We start from the raw sequence: 13,797 nt of genomic DNA on the forward strand, positions 1-13,797 counted from the left end.
AGGAGGATCTCGTGATGAAGAAGGTCTATGGCAATGCGACCGAGGCCCTGGACGGGCTTTTGCGCGACGACATGCTGATCGCCGCGGGCGGCTTTGGCTTGTGCGGTATTCCGGAGCTTCTGCTGGAAGCGATCAAGGACAGCGGCGTCAAGGATCTGACCTTCGCCTCGAACAATGCGGGCGTCGACGATTTCGGCATCGGCATCCTGTTGCAGACCCGCCAGGTCCGCAAGATGCTCAGCTCCTACGTGGGCGAGAACGCCGAGTTCATGCGCCAGTACCTGTCGGGTGAACTGGAGCTGGAATTCAACCCGCAAGGCACATTGGCCGAGCGGATGCGCGCCGGGGGCGCGGGCATTCCTGGCTTCTACACCAAGACCGGCGTCGGCACCCAGGTGGCCGAGGGCAAGGAACACAAGGATTTCGACGGCGAGACCTATGTTCTTGAGCGCGGCATCTTTGCCGATCTCAGCATCGTCAAGGCCTGGAAGGCCGACACGACCGGCAACGCGATCTTCCGCAAGACCGCGCGCAACTTCAATCCGCCCGCCGCAATGTGCGGCAAGGTCTGCGTGATGGAAGTGGAGGAGATCGTCGAACCCGGCGAGCTCGACCCCGATCACATCCACCTGCCCGGCATCTATGTGCATCGCCTGATCCAGGGCAAGCACGAGAAGCGCATCGAGCAACGCACCACCCGCGCGGCCTGAGCCGGGGGCGGGAATGCGTTCGCCCTATCAGGATCTGCCGGACCGGGCATTCTGGCGCAGCAGCGTCGGGCGAGACGATGCCGCGTCGCTGGCGCAGCTCTGGACACCCAAGGCGGGGATCACGCGCGAGACCGCGCTGATGACGATCGGAAGCTGCTTTGCCCAGCATCTGCATCGCGCGTTGGTGCGCGGCGGCTGGAATGTGCTGCAAGGCGAGGACATGTCCGCGCACCTGCCCACTCGGCTGTGCCATCGCTACGGCTACAACCTGTTCTCGGGGCGCTATGGCAATGTCTATACCGCGCGCCAGTTCCGCCAGCTGATCGAGCAGGCGATCTCGCCCGCACCCGCGCCCGGCCCGATCTGGGAAAAGGACGGACGGTTTTATGACGCGCTGCGCCCGACGGTCGAACCGGAGGGTCTGGGCCATCCCGACGAGGTCATGCAAAGCCGGCGGGAGCATCTTGTGGCGCTGCGGGGCGTTCTGGAACGCGCCGAATGCATCATCCTGACCCTGGGCCTGACCGAGGGATGGATCGACAGCGCCAGCGGCTATGCGCTGCCGACGGCGCCGGGCACCGTGGCCGGGGATCATGACCCCGCACGCGCGACCTTCCACAATTTCACCCAGACCGAAGTCATGGAAGACCTGAGGGCCAGCCGCGACCTGTTGCGCGCCCATGGTTGTTCCGCGCGCTTCGTGCTGACTGTGTCGCCGGTGCCGCTGGTGGCGACAGCCAGCGGCGATCATGTCGCCTCCGCGACCGCCTATTCCAAGGCGGTGCTGCGCGCGGCCTGCGGCGAATTGCAGATGAGCGATCCCGATTTCGACTATTTCCCGGCCTACGAGATCGTCACGACCACCATCGCACGCGGTCCCTATCTCGACCAGTTCGCGCGCCAGCCCACCGACGAAGGCGTGCAACTGGTGCTGAAGGCCTTCTCGCTGGCGCTTGGCGCGGGCGAAACGTCGGGCAAGGGCGCGGAAGCCGACAGCCCCGCCATCCCCCCGACCCCGCTTCCGACGCCTGTCGACGACGACACGATCTGCGAGGAAATCCTGCTGGAGGCGTTTCGCAAATGACCCGCGTGGCGATCATAGGCAATTCGCATATCGGCGCCTACATGCTGGCGCGCGAAGCGATCGAGGCGGCCTTTCCCAAAGTGGCGCTGTCCTTCTTTGCGCTGCCGCGCCACAGCTTCTCGTCGTGCCGCTATGACGAGAACGGCGTGCTGATCGCCCGCGAACCCGCTGCAGAGGGCCTGCCGGACCGGATCGACCTGAGCGAACAGGATCACATCCTGCTGACGGGCCAGAGCTTTGCCATCAGCGGCCTGAGCCGGATGATAAGCGATTTCGACGTGCTGGGGCTGGCCCCGCGCGGGCGAGCACGCAGCGTTTCGTTGATGTTGCTGACAGAGTTCCTGGATTTCCGGATCGAGCGCTACTGCGAGAAGCTGGCGCGCTTCCTGCGCGGCGATCCGCGCTGCGTCGTGGTGCCGGCGCCCTTTCCCGCCGATGGGGCCGCGGATCTGCCCCAGGATGCCGCCGCGTGGCTGGAGCATCCCTCCGCTGCCGATCTAATCGGCCTCTGGTCGGATACGGTCGACTATCACATGTCAGGGCTCGACTATGGGTATATGCCCCAGCCCGACCACCTGACTGCGGGTCCGGGCCGCAGCATCGGCGCCTATGCGCGCGCCGCCACGCTCGCGCCGGAGCAGACCCCGGCGGCGCCCGATTACACGCATATGAATTCCGATTACGGCTTCGCCCATTTTGAAGCCTTCGCACGGCAATGGCTGGGCCTCGAGCCCGAATGCCGCCCTCACTCACCCCGAAAGGAGTATGACAATGGCTTGGGACCGCAATGAAATGGCCGCCCGCGCGGCGCAGGAACTGCAAGACGGCACCTATGTGAACCTGGGCATCGGCATCCCGACGCTGGTACCCAACTATATCCCCGAGGGCGTGCATGTGACGCTGCAATCGGAGAACGGCATGCTGGGCATGGGCCCCTTCCCGACAGAAGACGAGGTCGATCCCGACCTGATCAACGCGGGCAAGCAGACCATCACCGAACTGCCGCACACCGCCTATTTCGACAGCGCCACCAGCTTTGGCATGATCCGGGGCGGCAAGATCGCGATGGCGATCCTTGGCGCGATGGAGGTCGCCGAGAACGGTGATCTTGCCAACTGGATGATCCCCGGCAAGCTGGTCAAGGGCATGGGCGGCGCGATGGACCTGGTGGCAGGCGTCGGTCGCGTCGTGGTGGTGATGGATCACACCAACAAGCATGGCGACAGCAAGGTGCTCAAGGCATGCACCCTGCCGCTGACCGGCACCGGCGTGGTGAACCGGATCATCACCAATCTCGGTGTCCTCGATGTCGTCGAGGGCGGGCTTAAGATCGTCGAGTGCGCCCCCGGCGTGACCGAGGACGAACTGCGCGCAGCCACCGACGCGACGATCGTCTGATCGCCCGGCGCGGGCTCAGTTCATTGCGAGGTTGAGCGCGCAGCCATCCGAGATCAGTTCGGGGCGGGTCTTGCACAGCCCTCTGGCCACTTGGAAGGCGGCCAGCACCTTGGGCACGTAGTCGCGCGTCTCCGCGAAGGGCGGCACGCCCTTATGCGTCTTCACCGCGTTCTCGCCGGCATTGTAGCCGGCGAGCGCCAGCACCGCGTCGCCGCCGAATTCGGCCAGCAGCCAATCGAGATAGGCAACTCCGGCGCGAATGTTCTGTGCCGGCGAGAGGCTGTCTTCGACGCCGAAGCGGCGGGCGGTGTCGGGCATGAGCTGCATCAGCCCCTGCGCACCCTTGTGGCTTTCCGCACTGCGACGACCGCCGGATTCGACAGCGATGACCGCAAGGACCAATGCAGGCGACACGTTGGTGCCGATGGTCGCGCGCAGCACATGCTCGCCCTCGGACCGGGCGATACCCTGGATCGTTTGCAGGCGGGGCTCCTTGACCGAGGTGCCTCCCGGCCCTGCCGACAGGTTCAACATCGCCTCGCGCAGCCGTTCGGTGCCGTCGATCCCGATCGCGGGCGAGACCCGGTCCCAGAACCACGCGTAGCTTGCCACAGGCGCGCCGGGCGCCAGCTCAGGCGCGGCCGCGACTGTTTCAGTTGCTTTCGGCTTTTCGGGCTCGGGTTCGATCTGCACGGTGATACGCTTGGTGGTTCCCGGCTTGGGAGGCTTGCTCATCTTGAAAGTGAAGTCGGGGAACGGCGGCGGATCGCCGGCAAGCGCTGGCACGGGCAGCCAGACCGCCACGCCCAAAGCGAGGAGTGCGAAGAATTTCATGGGCTTTTACTGCTCTGCCACTTCTTATGTCGTGGATTATCGCAAAAGAACGCGGGTTTTTCCAGAATTGTCTGAAAAAGAGAAACGCCAAACAGCCCCAGGCACCGGATATCCCCCCGAAACCATCAGATTCAAGCAATCTGAAAGTATTTTAAATCGTTAATTTTCCGATACTTGCAGTCCATCCCTCAGAAAAAGCCGCCATTCACGAAAAAGGTTCTAATCGCGCCAAATTCCTGCCCGAATTCAAGGGCTTTATGTGGTCATACCGCAAGGGAACAGGGCCAAGAGAGAGGCGGCCTTGAGAATGTCCAAGCGGTTGTAACGTGTAAGACACTGATCCTTTGGAGGGACCAACCATGATCAAGTTCATCAACAATTTCTGCAAAGAAGAAGACGGCGCCGTGACAGTTGACTGGGTCGTTCTGACCGCAGCAGTCGTGGGTCTGGGCGTTGCAGGCGTCACCACCGTGAAAGGTGGCATCGACGGCCTGGCAGGCAATGTCAGCAGCTCGCTGAGCGGCGGCAGCGTTGTCAGCCTTGGCACCCTGGGCCAGAACTAATCACTTGCCGACCGGCAACTGACAATCAAATCTGGCCGCAAACACCGCTTTGCGGCCAGATTTTCTTGACGGCCTGCAACCGTCAACCCGGCTGAACGAGGCGCCCAAACGGCGCACCCACGCCAAAAGGAATGTGCCATGATTAAGTTCTTCAAGAAGTTTGCGTTTAACACCGAAGGTGCCATCACCGTCGACTGGGTCGTCCTGACGGCCGCAGTGGTCGGACTTGGCTTCGGAGTGGTTGGCATGTTGCTGAGCGGCAACTCGGCCCTGGGCCAGAAGCTCTCGGAATCGATGCAGGACGCTAAAGTCCAAGAGCTGGTTCTGCACTGACAGGCATCCGTAGAGCCTTTGAACCTCAAAAACGGCTGATGCCAATGCGTCAGCCTTTTTCTTTTCCGATACAGAGTGCGAAAGCGGCGGAGCGGATCGTAAACGATCCCGAAACGATCACCGCCTTTCCCTGATTTCGCCACAATAAACTGCTTATTTGAGCTTCGCAGACGGGTGCCTTGCGCCCGGAGCGACGAGAGAAACAGAAAGGACGGGCAATGCGACTGGTATTTGGACTGGTACTCATCCTGGGTCTCGGCCTGGCGGGCTTTGCCGTCTACATGGCCAAGAATTACATTCAGAGCTATCAGAACCAGCTGGCGCTGGAACGCTCGCAACGCGCACCACAGATCGAGACCGTGGATGTCGCCGTTGCCGTCAAGCCGCTTCAGTATGGTGACCGGATTCCGCCGGAAGCGGTGCGCATGGTGAAATTCCCCAAAGACGCGCTGCCGGAGGGTGCATTCACCACTCCCGAGGCGCTGTTCCCGAACGGTATGGAAGTACACCGGGCCGTGCGTCGGACTATGGAAAAGAACGAAGCGATCCTGGAGGCCAAGGTGACCAAACCGGGCGAGGATGCGGGCATCTCAGACCAGCTTGGGCCGGGGATGCGGGCCTTTGCCATCAAGGTTGACGTGGCCAGCGGCGTGTCGGGTTTCCTGCGGCCCGGCGATCACGTCGATGTCTACTGGACCGGTCATGTGCGCGGCGACGGCGTGCGCACCGAGGGAGATTCCGTCGGCGAGGTCACCAAGCTGATCCAGACAGGCGTGCGCTTGATCGCCATCGACCAGATGTCGGATGAGAACACGACCCGGGCGATCATCGCCCGCACCGTGACCGTGGCCGCCAAGCCGCAGGAGGTCGCGGCGCTGGCACAGGCCCAGGCCACAGGGCGGCTGGCCCTGTCGCTGGTCGGCGTGCGAGACGAGACCGTGGCCGAGGTGATCGAAGTGGACCAGCGCCGCCTGCTGGGTCTGTCCGAGGTCGAGGCCGCGCCGGAACCCGAGCGCAACGAGGTCTGCACCATCCGGACCCGCCGTGGTTCAGAGGTGATCGTCAGCCAGATCCCGTGCACGAACTGACCTTCAACACCACCCGAAACATGATGGGCGCCTGTTCTGCAGGCGCCCTTGGTGTTTCTACGGGCAGCATTTGGGTCACAACTCTCAGAAAATGCGGCAGAAACGCGTTGATTCTTGAAAAACTTCGCGAACTGACGCAGAGTGATCCCAAATGCGGGCGCAAAGACCCGTTGAATTGAGGCGTGATCGGAAAGGCAGGTCACATGACAAATGCAGGCTTCTTCAAAGCCGCCCTTCTAGGGCTGGCGGTCTTTTTCAGTAGTTTTGTTACCGAGTTGCAGGCCGAAAATCTTCAAGTAGTGCGTAAGGGCGCGAGCCGTGATCTTGTGGTCACGATGAACCGAGCTGTGGTCGTCGAAAGCGACGTGCCCTTCGCCGAACTCAGCATTGCCAACCCCGCGATTGCGGATTTCTCCACCCTGTCGGATCGCACCATCTATGTTCTCGGCAAGGCGCCGGGGCGGACGACGCTGACGCTTCTGGACGAGACCGGCAAGCTAATCACCAATGTCGAAATCCACGTTTCGACCGACATCTCCGAGTTCAAGGAGCGCATCCAGCAGATCCTGCCCAATGAGCGGATCGAGGTGCGCACCGCCAATGACGGCATCGTGCTGTCGGGCAGCGTATCAAGCACGGCGCGGATGGAACGCGCGCTGGCACTGGCCGAGCGCTATGCGCCCGAACGGGTGTCGAACCTGATGGTGGTCTCCGGCAATCAGCAGGTCATGCTCAAGGTGCGTTTCGCCGAAATGCAGCGCAGCGTCTCCAAACAGCTGTCCACTTCGCTGGCTATCGACGCGCTTGGCGCAAGCGGCCGCGGCGCGGCATTCGGCGGCAGCAACCTGCCCTCCACCGGGACCACGGCGGGTGGCGTCTCTGCGGGCAACGACGCCGGTGCGGCGTTCTTCGGCTTTGACGTGGGGTCGGTGGAAATCGGCATCCTGATGCAGGCGCTCGAGCAGAAGGGCGTTGTGCGCACCCTGGCCGAGCCCAACCTGACTGCGCTTTCGGGCCAGGAGGCCAAGTTCCTGGCGGGCGGCGAGTATCCCATCCCGGTCGCGCAGGACAACGATACGACCTCGATCGAGTTCAAACCCTTCGGTGTCGAGCTGAACTTCATCCCGCATGTGGTCGACGAGAACACCATCAACCTTGAACTGGCCGCAGCGGTGTCGTCGATCGACCCGACCAACGGCTTCAGCACCGGCGCCTTTACCGTCGATGCATTCCGGCGCCGGGACACTTCGACCACGGTGTCGCTGCGCGATGGCGAAAGCTTTGCGATCGCTGGTCTGTTGCAGGACGATTTCCGCGACAACAACTCGCAAGTGCCCTGGCTGGGCGACGTTCCGGTTCTGGGCTCCCTGTTCCGCAGCGCGGATTATCAGCGCGCACAGACCGAATTGGTCATCATCGTCACCGCCCATCTCGTAACCCCGACTCGGGGCGAGGCGCTGGCCCTGCCGACCGACCGTGTCAGGCTCCCGTCCGAGGCCGATCTGTTCCTGAACGGACGTCTGATGAAAAGCAACCGCGCCGGCGGAACGGTGGGCGAAGTCGCAAGACAGGACTTCACCGGCTCTTACGGCTACGTGATGGATTGACCGGGAGGCAGCGGCTTATGAAACATCTTCTTGCAACTGCGAGTCTGGTCGCGATGGCGGCCTGCACCACCAACGGCGACATCTACCGCTCGTATTTCTCCGAGGCGGGCGCGCTGGTCGATAGCGGCGGGTTCGGCAACGCGAACATGAACAACATCCAGGTGATGAGCGGCGAAAAGGGATATGTCTACGATCTCGCCAACCGGTTCTCGCAGGAGGTTCCCAGCACGGTCAACTTCGCGTTCAACTCGGCGGCTCTGGATGCCGGGGCGCGCGACACCCTGAACGAACAGGCCGCATGGATCCGTCAGTTCCCCGAAGTGCGTTTCCGTGTCTACGGCCATACCGACAAGGTCGGATCACCGGGATACAACAAGCAACTCGGGCTGCGCCGCGCCCATGCCGCGGTCAATTACCTGGTCGCCCAGGGCATCAGCCGTTCGCGCCTCGAGGCGGTCGCCTCTTATGGCGAAACCCAGCCCCTGATCGTCACCCAGGGCCGCGAGCGCCGCAACCGCCGCACCGTCACCGAAGTGACAGGCTTCGTCAGTTCGCACCCGACGGTCATGGACGGCAACTATGCGAGGGTGATCTATCGCGAATACGTCAAGAGCGCGGCCCCCAAATCGACGCTGATCATGACCGGCGGCGCCGAGCTGTCGCCGGAATGACCAAGAGGGCGTAACGAAATCTCCCTGTCCGGCACGCCGGACCAACTTGAAACCCGCCGCGCTGGCGGGTTTTCTTTTTGTCGTTTCTTACCGCACAATTACGTTTTTTTAGCCCAAATGTCGCCCAGATTTTCTTGGAATGTCGCCGGGTGGCAGTCGTGTGCTCGGCCCTTTCCGGCGGGCGCGCGAACTGCGCAGCCATCAACGACTTCGGGCAAACCCGGAGCATCCTTCGTGGCGATTGAAATATGGGATCTATCATGATGACGAGTAGCGCGACGACAAAGCCAGAGCCCAGCCCGATCACGGCCTGCACGATCAGCCGCGACGTGCAGAACTTCGACCTCCTGATCGAGGACATGGAGACCGCCCTTGGTGAAAACTGGGGCGATCTGGGCTTTTCCGAGGCCCTTGTCTTTTTCAGCCAACCCGAGGCCGAGCATCTGGAATTCGTCGCTATCGCCATCGACGAGTCCGACGAAGACGATCTGGTGATGCTGGGCGAAATCATCTCGCTGGCGGATGCCAAGGGCATCAAGGTCATCCTGATCGCCGAGGATGTCAGCCCCGCGGCACTGCATCAGCTGCTGCGCCGGGGTGCGGATGAATTCGTGCCCTACCCGCTTCCCGAAGGCGAGCTTGAAGCCGCCATCGAGCGGCTGCGCAACAAGCCCCAGCCTGCCGCCGCCTTTCCCGGTGGCGATTCACCGGGTGACGGGGTGTTGCTGGCCGTGCAGGGGCTGGCCGGGGGCACCGGAGCGACCACGCTTGCGGTGAACCTTGCCTGGGAACTGGCGGTGGTGGACAAGAAGAACCCGCCCCGCGTCTGCATACTCGACCTGGGGCTTCAGGGCGGCGCGGTTGCGACCTATCTCGACCTACCCCGTCGCGAGACCGTCTTTGACATGTGGTCGGATACCGACTCGATGGACGAGGACGTATTCCATCAGGCCCTGACCGAATTCGAAGAGAAGCTCTGGGTTCTGACCGCGCCGCCGGACATTCTGCCGCTGGACATGATCGGACCGGCGGATGTGCAGCGCGTCCTCGATTATGCGCGCGCGCGCTTTGACTATGTGGTGGTCGACATGCCCACGACCTTGGTGCAGTGGAGCGAGACGGTTCTGACCAATTCGCAGATCTATTTCACCACGCTCGAGCTGGACATGCGCTCGGCGCAGAACGCGCTGCGCTTCAAACGGGCGCTGCGCTCCGAGGAGCTGCCGACCGAGAAGCTGCGCTTCTGTCTGAACCGCGCCCCGAAATTCACCGATCTGAATGGCAAGAGCCGGGTAAAGCGCCTGGCCGAAAGCCTTGAGATCTCGATCGAGGTGCAGCTGCCCGATGGTGGCCGCCCGGTGACCCAGGCAGGCGATCACGGCACCCCGCTGGCGACCGCCGCCGGCAAGAACCCGCTGCGCAAGGAAATCGCCAAACTCGCCATGTCGCTGCACGAACTCGGCAAGCGCGAAGCCGAGGCCGCTTAAGGCAGGAAGGTAGACACCGATGTTCTCGAGATACAAGAAATCATCCGCCAGCAACGCCAAACCGGCGCTCGCGCCCGTCACCACCCCGGCCGAACGCCCGAAAGCGGCGCCGGCCGGCGATGCGCCCGCTGCCAGCCTGCGCCGCGCCGCGCAAAAGCCCGCTGCGGTGGTGCAGCCCGCTGACAAGGAACGCAAGCGCAAGGAACGCATGTCCGAGATCAAGCTGGACCTGCACCGCGCGCTTCTGGATAACCTGAACCTTGGTGCGCTGGAAACCGCAACCGAGGCGGATCTGCGCGCCGAGATCAGTTCCATCGCGGGAGAGTTCCTGGAAGAGCGCAGCATCGTCCTGAACCGCGAAGACCGCAACACGCTGACTCAGGAGCTTTATGACGAGGTCCGCGGGCTGGGCCCGCTGGAAACACTGCTTCAGGACGACACGGTCAACGACATCCTCGTGAACGGCCCGCATCAGATCTTCGTCGAACGCGACGGCAAGCTGCAACTGAGCGATGTCACCTTCAAGGATGAAAAGCACCTGCTGCGCATCATCGACAAGATCGTGTCGGCAGTGGGCCGGCGGGTCGATGAATCCAACCCCTATGTGGACGCCCGTCTTGCCGACGGGTCGCGTTTCAACGCGATGGTGCCGCCGGTCGCGGTGGATGGCAGCCTGGTGTCGATCCGGAAATTCAAGAAGGACAAGCTTGGCATCGACGACCTTGTGAGGTTCGGCGCCTTCTCCGAAGAGATGGCCGCCTATCTTCAGGCGGCGGTGGCGACGCGGCTCAACATCATCGTGTCGGGCGGTACCGGCTCGGGTAAGACGACGACGCTCAACGCGCTTTCGTCCTTCATCGACAATGCCGAGCGCATCCTCACCATCGAGGACACCGCCGAACTTCAGCTGCAACAGATCCATGTCGGCAGGATGGAGAGCCGCCCGCCCAACGTGGAAGGCAAGGGTGAAGTCAGCCCGCGCGACTGTCTCAAGAACGCGCTGCGGATGCGCCCCGATCGCATCATCGTCGGTGAAACCCGCGGCGAAGAGGTGATCGACATGCTTCAGGCCATGAATACCGGCCATGACGGATCGATGACCACGATCCACGCCAACAACGCCCGCGACGCCATCAGCCGCCTTGAAAACATGGTGGCAATGGCCGGGATCGAGATGCCGCTCAAGGCGGTGCGCGCGCAGATCGCATCGGCCGTGCATCTGATCGTGCAGGCCTCGCGCCTTCAGGACGGCTCGCGCCGGATGACCTCGATCACCGAGGTGACGGGCATGGAGGGCGAGGTGATCTCGATGCAGGAAATCTTCCGCTATCAGCGCGTCGGCCTGACACCCGAGAACAAGATTATCGGTCACTTCACCGGAACCGGGGTGCGCTCGAACTTCACCGAGCGATTCCGCCTCTGGGGCTATGATCTGCCACCCAGCATCTATGAACCCATCGCAGCGGAGTAACCCTGATGTCCATCAGTGCGGAACCGATCATCTATGCCCTGATCTTCGTCGGGGTCCTGGTCCTCGTCGAGGGGGTCTACCTGACGATTTTCGGGCGCTCTATCAGCCTGAACAGCCGGGTAAACCGCCGTCTCGAGATGCTGGACAAGTCCGGCAACCGCGAAGAGGTGATGGAAAAGCTGCGCAAGGAGATGCAACAGCATCTCAAGGCGCGCAACATCCCGATCTATGCGATCCTGTCGGAAAAGGCGCAAAAGGCGGCCATCGCCTTTACGCCCAGACAACTGATCATGCTGATGGTCGCGGTGACCGGGCTCGCCTTTGTGGGCCTGTCCATCGGCACCGATACCAGCGTCCCGGTCCGTGTCCTGCTGGCCGTGGTGATCGGCGTCGGGGGTGTCTTTACCTGGATCAACATGAAGGCCAACAAGCGCATGGCCATGTTCGAGGAGCAACTGCCTGACGCCATCGAACTGATGGTGCGCAGCCTGCGCGTGGGGCATCCGTTCGCCTCGGCGATCTCGATCGTTTCCAACGAGGTGGCAGATCCGCTGGCGACCGAATTCGGTATCATCGCGGACGAAGCCGCCTATGGGCGCGACATGGGCGAAGCGCTCAAGGACCTGGCCGAACGGCTGGACATGCAGGATCTCCGCTTCCTTGCGGTCGCAGTCACGATCCAGCAGCAATCGGGCGGTAACCTGGCCGAAATCCTCGACGGCCTCGCCAAGGTGATCCGCGCCCGCTTTCGCCTGTTTCGCCGTGTCAAGGCGATCACCGCCGAGGCGAAATGGTCCGGCAAGTTCCTGTCGGGCTTTCCCATCCTGGCGCTGATCGGCATCCAGCTGATCGACCCGAACTACTACGACGAAGCGATGGAACATCCATACTTCATCCCCGCATGTCTGATCGTGGGCACCTTCCTGGTCGCCAACCTCTTCGTCATGCGCGCGCTCGTGAACATCAAGGTCTGAAAAGGAATCCGACAAGATGGAAATCTTCGACCAGATCCAGGGCGGCCTGATCAGCGCTCTTGGCCCGTTCGGCCCCCTGATCGTTGTCGGCACGCTGGGCGTCGTCCTCGTGGCGTTGATGATCCCGGTGCTGATCCGCGATTCCAAGGACCCGCTGGAGAAGCTCAAGAAGGACCAGCGCGGACAGTCGCGCCCGACCGGATCGGAAACCGTTCATCTGCGGACCAACCGGCGCAACGAGAAGCTGGACAAATACGCCAACTTCCTCGAACCGCAGGACGCCAAGGCGCTGTCGCAGATGCGCCTGACCCTGATGCAGGCCGGCTATCGCAACCGCGACGCAGTGCGCTATTTCCATTTTGCGCAGCTTGCGCTGGCACTGGGGCTTCTGACCGCTGGCGTGATCTATTTCCTGTTGTTCGTATCGAACGACCAAACCAGCGCGCAAGAAGCCGTCATGTATATCCTCGGTCCCGGCGCCGTGGGCTATCTCATGCCCAAATACTGGGTCACCAAGCGCCAGCAAAAGCGCCAGGAGGAGATCACGGACGGGTTCCCCGACAGTCTCGACATGATGCTGACCTGCGTCGAGGCCGGACAGTCGCTTGACCAGTCGATCATCCGCGTCGCCAAGGAGATCGCCGCCTCCTATCCCGCGCTGGCCGAGGAATACCAGATCGTGTCCCAGCAGGTGAAAGCGGGTCGGGACAAGGCCTCGGTGCTCAACGAGATGGCCGAACGCTGTGGCGTGCAGGATATTTCCAGCTTCGTGACCGTGCTGGTTCAGTCGCAGACCTTCGGCACCTCGATCGCTGATGCTTTGCGGGTCTATGCGGGCGAGATGCGTGACAAACGAGTCATGCGGGCCGAAGAAAAGGCCAACAAGCTGCCGACAAAGATGACATTGGCGACGATGATGCTTACAGTTCCGCCACTGCTTATCATCCTGGTCGGCCCTTCGATTCTCGGTATCATGGAACTGTTCACGATGGCCGGCCAATAACGGCGAGGCGACATGATACGGGCAGGGGCAACTCTGGCATTGGTGACCGCCCTGGCTGCTTGCAGCCCGGGCGTTTCGCATGAAGGACCTTATGCGCCGGGCGTGGCGCGCAACGGCGAAACGGTCGACGGCCTTCTGGTGGGACATCGCCTGATGGATGCGGGCGAACACGAACTGGCGCTCGACGCCTATTCGCGCGCCGCATTGCAACATGGCATGACCGCGGATGTCCTGGCCGGGCTCGGCAGCGCCAATCTCGGCCTTGGCCGTCTTGGCACCGCCGAACGCCTGCTGCGCGACGCCATCGAGAAGGACGCGGACTCCCCCGAGATCTGGAACAACCTGGGCGTGGTCCTGATGGAAAAGGGCGAGATAAACGAAGCAGCGCAGGTGTTTCGCCGCGCATATGGATTCGACAATGGCGCAAGTGACGCAATCCGCGACAATCTGCGCTTAGCTCTCGCAAAATCGGAAGAAAACTATTATGCTGGTGTGCAAGAACAAGACTATAAACTGGTTCGGCGTGGCAGTAGCGACTATCTGATCCGCCGCATACCGGGATAAGGCAGAGGCA

General features: G+C 62.3%; 15 protein-coding genes. 14 read left to right on the forward strand and 1 reads right to left on the reverse strand.

What is annotated here, in order from left to right; all coding sequences use genetic code 11:
• Positions 1-14: 14 nt before the first annotated feature.
• Genes ROH8110_RS14970 through ROH8110_RS14985 form a run of 4 tightly spaced genes read left to right on the forward strand, consistent with a single transcriptional unit; the run spans position 15 to position 3,192 of the window.
• On the forward strand, positions 15-710 hold the full coding sequence (locus ROH8110_RS14970) for a CoA transferase subunit A (RefSeq protein WP_085819032.1): 696 nt from the start codon (positions 15-17) through the stop codon (positions 708-710).
• A gap of 13 nt (positions 711-723) precedes the next feature.
• Positions 724-1,794, forward strand: coding sequence for a GSCFA domain-containing protein (locus ROH8110_RS14975; RefSeq protein ID WP_085818577.1), 1,071 nt, complete (start codon positions 724-726; stop codon positions 1,792-1,794).
• Entirely contained in the window at positions 1,791-2,585 is a 795-nt protein-coding gene (locus tag ROH8110_RS14980; protein ID WP_085818578.1) for a hypothetical protein, read from the forward strand. Before ROH8110_RS14975 ends, ROH8110_RS14980 begins: the two co-directional genes overlap by 4 nt.
• Positions 2,566-3,192 (forward strand): 3-oxoacid CoA-transferase subunit B, encoded by a 627-nt coding sequence (locus tag ROH8110_RS14985; protein ID WP_085818579.1) that lies wholly within the window; start codon positions 2,566-2,568, stop codon positions 3,190-3,192. Before ROH8110_RS14980 ends, ROH8110_RS14985 begins: the two co-directional genes overlap by 20 nt.
• Before the next feature lie 15 nt (positions 3,193-3,207).
• On the opposite strand, the gene ROH8110_RS14990 is transcribed toward ROH8110_RS14985, so the two are convergent.
• Complete coding sequence (locus ROH8110_RS14990; protein ID WP_085818580.1) at positions 3,208-4,026, reverse strand: lytic transglycosylase domain-containing protein; 819 nt, start codon at positions 4,024-4,026, stop codon at positions 3,208-3,210.
• Positions 4,027-4,385: 359 nt separating this feature from the next.
• Here ROH8110_RS14990 and ROH8110_RS14995 point away from each other — a divergent pair, with 359 nt between their 5' ends.
• From ROH8110_RS14995 to ROH8110_RS15040, 10 genes are all read left to right on the forward strand, one after another.
• Positions 4,386-4,589, forward strand: coding sequence for a Flp family type IVb pilin (locus ROH8110_RS14995; protein WP_085818581.1), 204 nt, complete (start codon positions 4,386-4,388; stop codon positions 4,587-4,589).
• 138 nt (positions 4,590-4,727) lie between these two features.
• Positions 4,728-4,922 carry a hypothetical protein gene (locus ROH8110_RS15000; protein WP_085818582.1) on the forward strand — a complete coding sequence of 65 codons (195 nt, stop codon included), beginning with the start codon at positions 4,728-4,730 and terminating at the stop codon, positions 4,920-4,922.
• A gap of 218 nt (positions 4,923-5,140) precedes the next feature.
• On the forward strand, positions 5,141-6,010 hold the full coding sequence (cpaB, locus tag ROH8110_RS15005) for a Flp pilus assembly protein CpaB (RefSeq protein ID WP_085818583.1): 870 nt from the start codon (positions 5,141-5,143) through the stop codon (positions 6,008-6,010).
• 203 nt (positions 6,011-6,213) lie between these two features.
• Positions 6,214-7,617 (forward strand): type II and III secretion system protein family protein, encoded by a 1,404-nt coding sequence (locus ROH8110_RS15010; protein WP_085818584.1) that lies wholly within the window; start codon positions 6,214-6,216, stop codon positions 7,615-7,617.
• A gap of 17 nt (positions 7,618-7,634) precedes the next feature.
• Positions 7,635-8,288 (forward strand): OmpA family protein, encoded by a 654-nt coding sequence (locus ROH8110_RS15015; RefSeq protein ID WP_085818585.1) that lies wholly within the window; start codon positions 7,635-7,637, stop codon positions 8,286-8,288.
• Positions 8,289-8,551: 263 nt separating this feature from the next.
• Entirely contained in the window at positions 8,552-9,775 is a 1,224-nt protein-coding gene (locus ROH8110_RS15020) for a CpaE/TadZ family protein (RefSeq protein WP_085819033.1), read from the forward strand.
• 19 nt (positions 9,776-9,794) lie between these two features.
• Complete coding sequence (locus ROH8110_RS15025; protein ID WP_085818586.1) at positions 9,795-11,246, forward strand: TadA family conjugal transfer-associated ATPase; 1,452 nt, start codon at positions 9,795-9,797, stop codon at positions 11,244-11,246.
• Between the two features lie 5 nt (positions 11,247-11,251).
• On the forward strand, positions 11,252-12,220 hold the full coding sequence (locus ROH8110_RS15030) for a type II secretion system F family protein (protein ID WP_085818587.1): 969 nt from the start codon (positions 11,252-11,254) through the stop codon (positions 12,218-12,220).
• Between the two features lie 16 nt (positions 12,221-12,236).
• The gene (locus ROH8110_RS15035; RefSeq protein WP_085818588.1) at positions 12,237-13,223 is read left to right on the forward strand and encodes a type II secretion system F family protein; all 987 of its coding nucleotides are present in this window, start codon (positions 12,237-12,239) and stop codon (positions 13,221-13,223) included.
• A 12-nt stretch (positions 13,224-13,235) separates the two neighbouring features.
• Positions 13,236-13,787, forward strand: a complete 552-nt coding sequence (locus ROH8110_RS15040) for a tetratricopeptide repeat protein (RefSeq protein WP_085818589.1) — start codon at positions 13,236-13,238, stop codon at positions 13,785-13,787.
• Positions 13,788-13,797 lie beyond the last annotated feature (10 nt).

This window comes from Roseovarius halotolerans (genome assembly GCF_900172255.1).
Taxonomy (GTDB): domain Bacteria; phylum Pseudomonadota; class Alphaproteobacteria; order Rhodobacterales; family Rhodobacteraceae; genus Roseovarius; species Roseovarius halotolerans.

Coding starts and splice junctions, on each gene's coding strand:
- ROH8110_RS14970 (WP_085819032.1), top strand. CDS start 15: ATGAAGAAGGTCTATGGCAATGCGACCGAGGCCCTGGACGGGCTTTTG.
- ROH8110_RS14975 (WP_085818577.1), top strand. CDS start 724: ATGCGTTCGCCCTATCAGGATCTGCCGGACCGGGCATTCTGGCGCAGC.
- ROH8110_RS14980 (WP_085818578.1), top strand. CDS start 1,791: ATGACCCGCGTGGCGATCATAGGCAATTCGCATATCGGCGCCTACATG.
- ROH8110_RS14985 (WP_085818579.1), top strand. CDS start 2,566: ATGGCTTGGGACCGCAATGAAATGGCCGCCCGCGCGGCGCAGGAACTG.
- ROH8110_RS14990 (WP_085818580.1), bottom strand. CDS start 4,026: ATGAAATTCTTCGCACTCCTCGCTTTGGGCGTGGCGGTCTGGCTGCCC.
- ROH8110_RS14995 (WP_085818581.1), top strand. CDS start 4,386: ATGATCAAGTTCATCAACAATTTCTGCAAAGAAGAAGACGGCGCCGTG.
- ROH8110_RS15000 (WP_085818582.1), top strand. CDS start 4,728: ATGATTAAGTTCTTCAAGAAGTTTGCGTTTAACACCGAAGGTGCCATC.
- cpaB (WP_085818583.1), top strand. CDS start 5,141: ATGCGACTGGTATTTGGACTGGTACTCATCCTGGGTCTCGGCCTGGCG.
- ROH8110_RS15010 (WP_085818584.1), top strand. CDS start 6,214: ATGACAAATGCAGGCTTCTTCAAAGCCGCCCTTCTAGGGCTGGCGGTC.
- ROH8110_RS15015 (WP_085818585.1), top strand. CDS start 7,635: ATGAAACATCTTCTTGCAACTGCGAGTCTGGTCGCGATGGCGGCCTGC.
- ROH8110_RS15020 (WP_085819033.1), top strand. CDS start 8,552: ATGACGAGTAGCGCGACGACAAAGCCAGAGCCCAGCCCGATCACGGCC.
- ROH8110_RS15025 (WP_085818586.1), top strand. CDS start 9,795: ATGTTCTCGAGATACAAGAAATCATCCGCCAGCAACGCCAAACCGGCG.
- ROH8110_RS15030 (WP_085818587.1), top strand. CDS start 11,252: ATGTCCATCAGTGCGGAACCGATCATCTATGCCCTGATCTTCGTCGGG.
- ROH8110_RS15035 (WP_085818588.1), top strand. CDS start 12,237: ATGGAAATCTTCGACCAGATCCAGGGCGGCCTGATCAGCGCTCTTGGC.
- ROH8110_RS15040 (WP_085818589.1), top strand. CDS start 13,236: ATGATACGGGCAGGGGCAACTCTGGCATTGGTGACCGCCCTGGCTGCT.